Source organism: Mesorhizobium sp. M7D.F.Ca.US.004.03.1.1 (assembly GCF_003998635.1).
GTDB classification, from domain to species: domain Bacteria; phylum Pseudomonadota; class Alphaproteobacteria; order Rhizobiales; family Rhizobiaceae; genus Mesorhizobium; species Mesorhizobium loti.
In genome coordinates, this window is sequence record NZ_RZQG01000166.1 from 1 (window position 1) to 9,133 (window position 9,133).

Below are 9,133 nucleotides of genomic sequence, written 5' to 3' on the forward strand. Positions count from 1 at the left end.
ACGCACAAGCATGCGCTGCAAAGCCAGCACGCCGCGATAGGAGGTTACGAGGGGATCGGCATCACCCTCGACGAAAACGGCTGGATCGCGCTCGAGCCGCAGCGCAGCGCCGCCTAGCCAAGTGTGTATTGAGATTCAGGTCAAGCCGAGTCGGAGTCGAAGACGGGCGCGTAGCGACCAAACAAGACGGTTTCCGAGAACCGGAGCGGAGCGCACTTGAAGGACGTGAGCACCGGAAGCGCAGGAAACCAACGCTTGCAGGCCAGCATCACGTGAATATCACCATACCTTAGAAGTCGCTGGTCAGGCCCTTCACCTCCCAGTCGCCATAGCGGCCGGGCTCCTTGCCGCCACGGCCGCCGATCTCCTTCGGCGCGGCTGCTTCCTTCTCCAGATATTTCACGCGTCTTGCCTCGGCTTCCGCGAGCGCCCGTCTGGCTTGCGGCGTCAGCGCCTTTGGCTCGACGTCATGGCCAAGGTCGGCATCGATTTTACTGGTTTCGTCGTTCATGTGATATTTCCGGCGGATTGAAACAGGACCAGGCGTTTCCCATCATATAGCGATGAACTCACACGGATCGACCCCCTTTCACCACCAGTTGGACAGGAGCAGACGATGAACACGCTTCGCACCGCCATGCTTCTTGCCGCGATGACCGCGCTGTTCATGGGCGTCGGCTTTTTGATCGGCGGAACCGGCGGCATGATGATCGCGCTGCTTATCGCTGCCGGCACCAACCTGTTCAGCTACTGGAACGCCGACAAGATGGTGCTGTCGATGAACCGTGCCGTCGAGGTCGACGAAGGGAACGCGCCCGAATATTACGCCATAGTCAAGGCAATGGCCAAACAGGCCGGCCTGCCGATGCCGAAGACCTATCTGATCGACAACCCGCAGCCGAACGCCTTCGCCACCGGCCGCAACCCGCAGAACGCGGCAGTGGCTGCCTCTACCGGCCTGTTGCAGGCACTGACGCCTGAAGAGGTCGCCGCTGTCATGGCGCACGAACTCGCCCATGTGCAGCATCGCGACACGCTGACCATGACGATCGTCGCCACCTTTGCCGGCGCTATCTCGATGCTCGGCAATTTCGCCTTCTTCTTCGGCGGCAATCGTGAAAACAATCCGTTCGGCATTGTCGGCGTGCTGGTCGCGATGATTGTGGCGCCCTTTGCCGCCATGGTCGTGCAGATGGCGGTCAGCCGCACCCGCGAATATGAGGCCGACCGGCGCGGCGCCGAAATCTGTGGACACCCGCTCTGGCTGGTTTCCGCCCTTGACAAGATCGCCCGCGGCGCCGAACGCATCCGCAACCCCGATGCCGAGCGCAATCCGGCAACCGCGCATCTCTTCATCATCAATCCTCTTTCCGGCGAGCGCATGGACAGTCTGTTTTCCACCCACCCGAGCACCAACAACCGCATCGCTGCCCTGCAGGCGATGGCACAGCAGATGGGAGGGAGCGAAACTCAAGCTCAGCGCCAGACCCCGGCACCACCACGGCAGGCGGACGAACAGCGGCCGTCAGGCCCGTGGGATCAGGCAGCACGGCCCAAGCAGCCGGCGGAGCCCGCCAAGCCGAAATCCAACCCGTGGGGCCGCAACCCGACCGGACCCAAGGGCCGGTGGTCGTGAGCGTGGTGGACAGAGGATCTCGACGCACGGTTTCAGGCGATCAGGAACACAGAGACGGCGGCGACTTCGTTGCCGGCCTTGCCGCCCGCAAGGCAGCGGCGCGGCTGCTTGCCGCCGTCATCGACGCCAGAACGCCGCTCGACGGCCTGACCGATCACGAAAACGGCCACCCGCAATACAAGGCGCTCGACCTTCGCGATCGCGGCCTTGTCCGCGCCATTCTGGTTACAGCGCTGCGCTATCGCATGACCATATCAGGCCTGCTGGCGCGGCGCCTGGAGAAGCCGCTGCCGCCCAACGCCACCGCTTTGTCGCACATATTGCATGTGGCGGCGACACAGATCCTGTTCCTCGACATTCCCGACAGCGCCGCAGTCGACCTGGCCGTGACCCACGCCAAGTCCGATCCGCGCACGGTGCGTTTCTCCGGCCTGGTCAATGGCGTACTGCGCACCTTGGCGCGCGCCAAGGAAACGGAACTGCCTGCCGCCCTTGCCGCCACCGACGAAGCGCCAAAATGGTTTTCCGACCGGCTGAAGGCCACCTATGGCACCGAGAAGGCAAGGCAGATCCTGGAAGCCCACCGCGTCGAGGCGCCGGTCGATTTCTCGGTCAAGGTCGATCCCGAGCTTTGGGCCGAAAAGCTCGGCGGCATCGTCCTGCCGACTGGCACGGTCCGGGTGGAGAATCTCGTTGGGCCGGTCACCGAACTGCCAGGCTTTGCCGACGGCGCCTGGTGGGTCCAGGACGCCGCGGCCAGTCTGCCTGCACGGCTGTTCGGCGATGTCAGGGGCTTGCGCGTTGCCGATCTCTGCGCCGCCCCCGGCGGCAAGACCGCGCAGCTCATTCTCGCCGGCGCCAAGGTCACCGCTGTCGACACCTCGAAGAACCGGCTGGTGCGGCTGACGCAGAATCTCGACCGCCTCGGCCTGTCCGCCGAGATCGTCCAGGCCGACCTGCTCAAATACGAGCCGAAGGAATTGTTCGACGCCGTTCTCCTCGATGCGCCCTGCTCGTCGACCGGCACGGTGCGCCGGCATCCCGACGTGCCATGGACCAAGACGGCGGCCGATGTCGAAAAACTCGCCGACCTGCAACGCAGGCTGCTCGCCCGCGCTGTCACGCTGGTGAAACCCGGCGGCAGGATCGTCTTCTCCAACTGTTCGCTCGATCCGCTCGAAGGCGAGGATCTCTATCGCGCCTTCTTGGCCGCCGCCGCTGAAATAGCCAACGATCCGGCACAGCAAGGCGAGATCGCCGGCATCGATCCGTTCCTGACGCCGCAAGGCACGCTGCGCACCACACCCGCCGACCTTGACCTCGGCGCGCCGGAGCGCTCGGGCCTCGATGGCTTCTTCGCCGCTCGCATGCGTCGAGCCGGCTAAATGCATGTCGCCCAAAAGTGCGCAGCGGCTTCGGGACGACGACATGCATAACAGAAGACCAAAGCGCGCTGCGTCAGACCGATCGGGCGCGACGCGCTTTCATTTAACTGCCCGGATTTACTGACTTTTTCAAGGAGAGTCGGGGGCAAAACCGGGTGAACCGGCGCCGTCCATGGAATTCGCCTTCGCACGAGTCGTGCAATCATGTAAACTCGGCGCCGGGGTAGTGGACGATCAGGAGGGGTTTTGGCACTTGCTGCCAGCAGCACGACGCGTCTGTGGACGCTTGTCGCGAAGGAGTTCTGGCGCAAAACGCGCCGGCGCCTGCGTGCCGGGCCGGTCTATCGCTGGCGCTATTCCGGCCGCACGCCGGAACGTGTGCTGATCGCACCGCCGGACCTGCGCCTCGCCGACCCGCAGATCGCGCTTGAGATCTACTACGGCCGCTATCCCCTGTCGGGGCATCTGGTCGAGACCGGCGGCAAGTCGCCGTTCCAGATCAACGTGCCCAATCACGGCTGGCAGAAGACGCTGCACGGCTTTCGCTGGCTACGCCATATGCGCGCCGCCGGCACCGAGCTTGCCGCCGCCAATGCCCGCGCCCTGGTCTCCGACTGGATCGCCATGCATGGCAGCCATATTTCCGGCGTCGCCTGGGAGCCCGGCACCACGGCCAAGCGCATCATCGCCTGGCTGCAGCACTCCTCCGTCGTGCTACAGGGCGCCGAGTTCCCCTTCTACCGCGCCTTCCTGAAGTCGGTTGCCGTTCAGATCCGCTACCTCCGGTCGATGGCGCGTGAAATGCCCGACGGCAAGGACAAGCTGCGTGCCCGCATCGCGCTTGCCTTTGCCGCTCTGTCCCTGCCAGCGCCGGCATCGGCGCTGCGCGGCGCAACCCGCAACCTGGCCGAGGAACTCGACCGCCAGATCCTCGCCGACGGCGGGCACATTTCGCGCAATCCGATGGTCGTCCTGGAAATCCTCGCCGACCTTCTGCCGCTGCGCCAGACCTATGCCAACCAGGCGGAAACGCCGCCGCAGGCGCTGATCGGCGCCATCGACCGCATGCTGCCGGCGCTGCGCTTCTTCCGCCATCAGGACGGCAGCCTCGCCCGATTCAACGGCATGGGCGCCACCATCCACGACCGCATCGCCACCATCCTGCGCCACGACGATACCGCCGGCGCGCCACTGCTGCATGCGCCGCATTCCGGCTATGAGCGCCTGTCGATGGGCGGCACCACGGTCATTGCCGACACTGGCCTGCCGCCGCCGGTCGACGTGTCCAACGCAGCACACGCCAGCTGCCTCGCCTTCGAACTGTCGTCCGGCCGACAGCACTACATCGTCAATGCCGGCATCGACACCTATGGCGCGGCTGAATTCCGACCGCTGGCGCGCGCCACCGCGGCGCACTCGACCGCCACCATCAACGACACCTCGTCGGCACGCTTCAGCCATTCGCTGCGCGTCAACGACCTGCTCGGTTCGCCGCTGATCGGCGGCCCGCAGCATGTGCAGTGCAAGCGCACCGACCAGAAGGGCGTTCAGGGGTTCATCGCCCGCCATGACGGCTATGTCCCGCGATTCGGCTTCCTGCATGAGCGCGAGCTGAAACTGTCGTCGAACGGCAATGTACTGGCCGGCAGGGACCGTTTCCAGCGGCCCGGCAATGCGGCGATCCGCAACAATGGCCGCGACTTCGTCACCATCCGTTTCCACGTCCACCCCGACATCAACCTTTTACAGGACGAGCATGATCGCCTGGTGCTGGCCGCCGATCAGGCCGACACCTGGGTGTTCACAGCAGCCGAAGTGGTGCCGGAGGTCGAGGAATCGATTTATTTCGCCGGCCTTGGCGGCCCGCGCCGCAGCCGCCAGATCGTGCTTGCCTTCAAGGCCTCGGAAGTCGCCGAAGTCCACTGGCAGCTGACGCGCACTAGCATCGCCGGTTACCCGGAAAACAACTGAGCTTACCTGACCGCCGGTTTGATTTCCGGGCGGCATGTGCTACGGGCGCGGGCATCCACCACACCAGAGCGGAATGCGTTCAAGTCGAAACGCGAATTCCTCTCCGGCTTTTTGTTTTGTCGTATGATGTTTATCCGAAAAGTCCGCAACTTTTCGGCATCATGCTTAGCCGTGAAAGGCCGCCAGCCCATGGCCGTCGCCGCCAAGAACATTCCCGCACCTGATCTCGTCCCCGTGCGTCGCGCCCTGCTGTCCGTCTTCGACAAGACCGGCCTCATTGATTTCGCCAAAGCGCTGGCAGCAGCCGGTGTCGAGCTGGTCTCGACCGGCGGCACGGCAAAGGCGATCACCGAGGCGGGCCTGGCGGTGCGCGATGTCTCCGAGCTCACCGGTTTCCCCGAGATCATGGATGGTCGCGTCAAGACCTTGCATCCCAGCGTGCATGGCGCGCTGCTTGGCGTGCGCGACGATCCGGAGCATTCCGCGGCAATGCGCAAATACGGCATCGAGCCGATCGATCTCGTCGTCTCCAATCTCTATCCGTTCGAGGAGGTTCGCCGCTCCGGCGCCGACTACGCATCGATCGTCGAGAACATCGACATTGGCGGGCCAGCGATGATCCGCGCTTCGGCCAAGAACCACGCCTATGTCGCCATCGTCACCGATCCCGGCGACTACGCCTCGGTGCTGAATGCGCTGGCGATGAACATCGGCTCGCTGTCGCTGGATTTCCGCAAGAAGCTGGCGGCCAAGGCCTTTGCCCGCACCGCTACCTATGACGCGGCGATCTCCGGCTGGTTCGCCGAGGCGCTCGAGATCGAACATCCGACATGGCGCGCCTTTGGCGGCAGGCTGGTCGAAGTGATGCGCTACGGCGAGAACCCGCATCAGAGCGCCGGCTTCTACGTCAATGGCGACAAGCGGCCGGGCGTCGCCACGGCGCGCCAGCTGCAGGGCAAGCAGCTGTCCTACAACAACATCAACGACACCGACGCTGCCTTCGAACTGGTCGGTGAATTCGATCCGGCGCGCTCCGCCGCCGTCGCCATCATCAAGCACGCCAACCCTTGCGGCGTTGCTGAAGACACCTCGCTGAAGGCAGCCTACGCCAAGGCGCTCGCCTGCGATCCGGTCTCGGCCTTCGGCGGTATCATCGCTGTGAATCGCGTCCTCGACGCCGAGGCGGCGGAAGAGATCGTCAAGACCTTCACCGAGGTGATCATCGCGCCCGGCGCGACCGACGAGGCAGCGGCAGTCGTCGCGGCAAAGAAGAACCTGCGCCTGCTGGTCACCGGCGGCCTGCCAGATCCGCGCACGCCTGGCACGACGGTCAAATCCGTCGCCGGCGGTCTGCTCGTCCAGGGCCGGGACAATGCCGTGGTCGATGACCTCGAGCTGAAGGTGGTGACGAAGCGCGCGCCAACGCCGGCCGAAATGGCCGACCTGAGATTCGCCTTCCGCATCGCCAAGCACGTCAAGTCCAACGCCATCGTCTACGTTAAGGACGGCGCAACCGTCGGCATCGGCGCCGGCCAGATGAGCAGGGTCGATTCCTCACGCATCGCCGCCCGCAAGGCGCTCGACGCGGCCGAGGCCGCGGGCCTTGCCGAACCGCTGACCAAGGGTTCAGTCGTCGCCTCCGACGCCTTCTTCCCCTTCGCCGACGGGTTGCTGTCGGCGATCGCCGCCGGCGCCACCGCTGTCATCCAGCCCGGCGGTTCGATGAACGACAAGGACGTCATCGCCACCGCCGACGAGCACGGCATCGCCATGGTGTTTACCGGCGTAAGGCATTTCCGGCATTGAGGCCCCTTACCCTCCTCCCGCGGGGAGGGTCGTTGAACGATTTTTGCGAAGCAAAATTCAAGAGACAGGGTAGGGGCAGCGCCGCCCCCTACCCCGCTCCGCGGATCGACCCTCCCTACAAGGGGGAGGGTAAGCTATTCCGCCGGCCGATCCGCCGGATACGGCGTCTTGATCAGGATCGCCATGCCGACACCGAGAAACAGGATGATCACCGCCATGCCGAGCCGCGTCGAGCCCGTGGCAAAGGAGATCGTTGAAAACAGGAACGGCGCCAGGAAACTGGTTGCCCTGCCGGCCAGCGCATAGATGCCGAAATAGCGGCCGGATTCTGCCGCCGTGACGCTCCGCGCCATATAGGATCGCGACGACGCCTGAACCGGCCCGAAGGCCAGCCCGATCAACAGGCCGTAGAGGATGTATGCCTTCTCGGCCGCCGTGCCGAACAGGCCGCCCGAATCGGCAATGGAAAGCGGCAATGCGCCGAACAGCGTATAGCCGAGCCCGGTCGAGATGATGCCGATGGTCGCGATCGTCAACATTCCCAGCGAGATCAGCACCACCGCCTTGGAGCCTAGGCGGGTATCAAGGTAAGCGGCGATCCAGCAGCCGAAGATGGCTACCACGTTGAGGATGATGCCGAACAAGCCGACCTCGGTGATCGACCAGCCGAACATCGCCGCGGCAAATACGGCGCCTTGCGTAAGCAGCGCGTTGACGCCGTCCTGATAGATCATGCGGGCGACGAGGAAGCGGAAGATACCGCTGCGCTTGCGCACCTCACCCAGTGTTACTTTCAGCTCCGCCAACCCCTCTCGCACCGCCGGGCCGATCGGCAGGCCCTTGAGGGCATCGGGGGTAAAAAAGAACATCGGCAGGATGAACAGGAAATACCAGCCGGCTGACAGCGGCCCGGTGGCCCTGGCGTCCTCGCCGAGCTTCGGGTCGAGCCCGAAGAGCGGGTCGATGCCGATGATCGTCTTGCCGGTTTCGGGGATGCCGGCCATGCATGTAATGACGAAGATCAGCGCAATCATGCCGCCGAGATAGCCGAGACCCCAGGCAACATTGGAAATCCTGCCGATTTCGCTCTTCGGCACCAGGCGCGGCATCATCGAATCGTTGAACACGGTCGAGAATTCCGCCGCGACCGATGCCAGCGAAAACAACGCCACGACCAGAAACAGGTTCGAACCGGGGGTGGCGAACCACAGCAGGCAAAGGCTGGTGATCTTGATGGCGGCAAAGAATGCGATCCACGGCTTGCGCGGCCCGGTCTGATCGGCAATCGAGCCGAGGATCGGCGACAGCACGGCGATGGCCAACCCGGCCGCCGCGATACCATAACCCCAGACGATTTGGCCCGTGACTGGATCGCTTGCCATGCGCGAAACGAAATACGGCCCGAAGATGAAGGTGGTAACGACCGTGAAGAACGGCTGCGCTGCCCAGTCGAAGAACATCCATCCCCAGATGCCGCGTCCAGACGCACGCTGCACTGCTACCTCGGTCATATCCCCTCCGATCGCCTTCGTAACGCTGGCGGTTGGCATCATGTCTGCATGTTTTCCCGTGCGCATGCAAACGACCGCGGTTGATGCTTCTCACCCAACCGAACGGGCAGAGCCAACCTCGTCAAACGAATCACTCACATCCCCGTCAGATCGCTCATCAGCCCCGATGCGACAGACAGCCGCGACACGGTGATGTCGCCGCCCTCGGTCAGCGCCTGCAGCCGCTCGCGGATGCGCGCCACGCGCTCGCCGCCGGCTTCCAGCCAGGCGGCCACCGGATCGGCCGTATTGGCGTGGCCGGTGAGTGCCGCCACCGCGATACCACGCCGTGCGGCGCCGATCGTGTCGGTCGCGCGCGAAAGCGCCAGCTGGTCGTAATAGTCCGACGGCGTGATCGAGCGTGCCGCGTCCTCGACACGCGGGATGCGGAAGGCATCGCTGACGGCGAAGAACGCCTTGGCCGCGGCGACGATGTCGGCGCCGGCGGTGCGCGCCGTCAGCGCGATGTCGGGGATGAGTTCCGCCACCTCGCTCAGCGCCAGCTGTTCGGCCAGCTTTTCCGGCGCGCCGGCCTTGAACAGCCCGTGCCGCTTCTCCTCGATCCGCTCACGCGAGAAGGCCGGCAGCAGCGAAACGAGCCTGGGATCCAGCGCCTTGCGGGCTTCCAGCAGCTCAGTGATGCGCTGGCCAAGGGGTGCCGTGCCGGCATCGTTCTTCAGATACCAGCCGCTGGTCACATAGATCAGCCGGCTGACCATCTGATAGAGATCGAGCTGCACCTGACCGTCGATCTGGTTGTCGAGCGCTCTATCGCGAGATCGACG

The 9,133-nt window shown here is 64.6% G+C and carries 6 protein-coding genes and 1 pseudogene; 4 read left to right on the plus strand and 3 right to left on the minus strand.

The genetic code is table 11. From position 1 onward, the window contains the following. Nucleotides 1–289: 289 nt before the first annotated feature. Complete coding sequence (locus EN935_RS12380) at nucleotides 290–511, minus strand: DUF1674 domain-containing protein (protein WP_109664342.1); 222 nt, start codon at nucleotides 509–511, stop codon at nucleotides 290–292. A gap of 105 nt (nucleotides 512–616) precedes the next feature. Between EN935_RS12380 and htpX the strand changes: the two genes are divergently transcribed. From htpX to purH, 4 genes are all read left to right on the plus strand, one after another. Further along, a complete protein-coding gene (htpX, locus tag EN935_RS12385; RefSeq protein WP_127262918.1) occupies nucleotides 617–1,636 on the plus strand; it encodes a zinc metalloprotease HtpX in 1,020 nt (339 codons plus the stop codon). Next, nucleotides 1,633–3,021 carry an RsmB/NOP family class I SAM-dependent RNA methyltransferase gene (locus EN935_RS12390; protein ID WP_164757580.1) on the plus strand — a complete coding sequence of 463 codons (1,389 nt, stop codon included), beginning with the start codon at nucleotides 1,633–1,635 and terminating at the stop codon, nucleotides 3,019–3,021. Before htpX ends, EN935_RS12390 begins: the two co-directional genes overlap by 4 nt. Nucleotides 3,022–3,267: 246 nt before the next feature. Next, on the plus strand, nucleotides 3,268–4,992 hold the full coding sequence (locus EN935_RS12395; protein WP_109664328.1) for a heparinase II/III family protein: 1,725 nt from the start codon (nucleotides 3,268–3,270) through the stop codon (nucleotides 4,990–4,992). Between the two features lie 189 nt (nucleotides 4,993–5,181). Beyond that, nucleotides 5,182–6,798, plus strand: coding sequence for a bifunctional phosphoribosylaminoimidazolecarboxamide formyltransferase/IMP cyclohydrolase (gene purH / locus EN935_RS12400; protein WP_127262916.1), 1,617 nt, complete (start codon nucleotides 5,182–5,184; stop codon nucleotides 6,796–6,798). 134 nt (nucleotides 6,799–6,932) lie between these two features. On the opposite strand, the gene EN935_RS12405 is transcribed toward purH, so the two are convergent. Together EN935_RS12405 and EN935_RS12410 are read right to left on the minus strand one after the other, a co-directional pair. After that, entirely contained in the window at nucleotides 6,933–8,309 is a 1,377-nt protein-coding gene (locus EN935_RS12405; protein ID WP_109664316.1) for an MFS transporter, read from the minus strand. A 134-nt stretch (nucleotides 8,310–8,443) separates the two neighbouring features. Further along, nucleotides 8,444–9,133 (minus strand): annotated as a pseudogene (locus tag EN935_RS12410) (NAD-glutamate dehydrogenase domain-containing protein); the annotation flags it as partial.

Bases quoted from the DNA above. Each gene is read 5' to 3' on its own strand.
- EN935_RS12380 (WP_109664342.1), bottom strand. From the start codon at position 511: ATGAACGACGAAACCAGTAAAATCGATGCCGACCTTGGCCATGACGTC.
- htpX (WP_127262918.1), top strand. From the start codon at position 617: ATGAACACGCTTCGCACCGCCATGCTTCTTGCCGCGATGACCGCGCTG.
- purH (WP_127262916.1), top strand. From the start codon at position 5,182: ATGGCCGTCGCCGCCAAGAACATTCCCGCACCTGATCTCGTCCCCGTG.
- EN935_RS12405 (WP_109664316.1), bottom strand. From the start codon at position 8,309: ATGACCGAGGTAGCAGTGCAGCGTGCGTCTGGACGCGGCATCTGGGGA.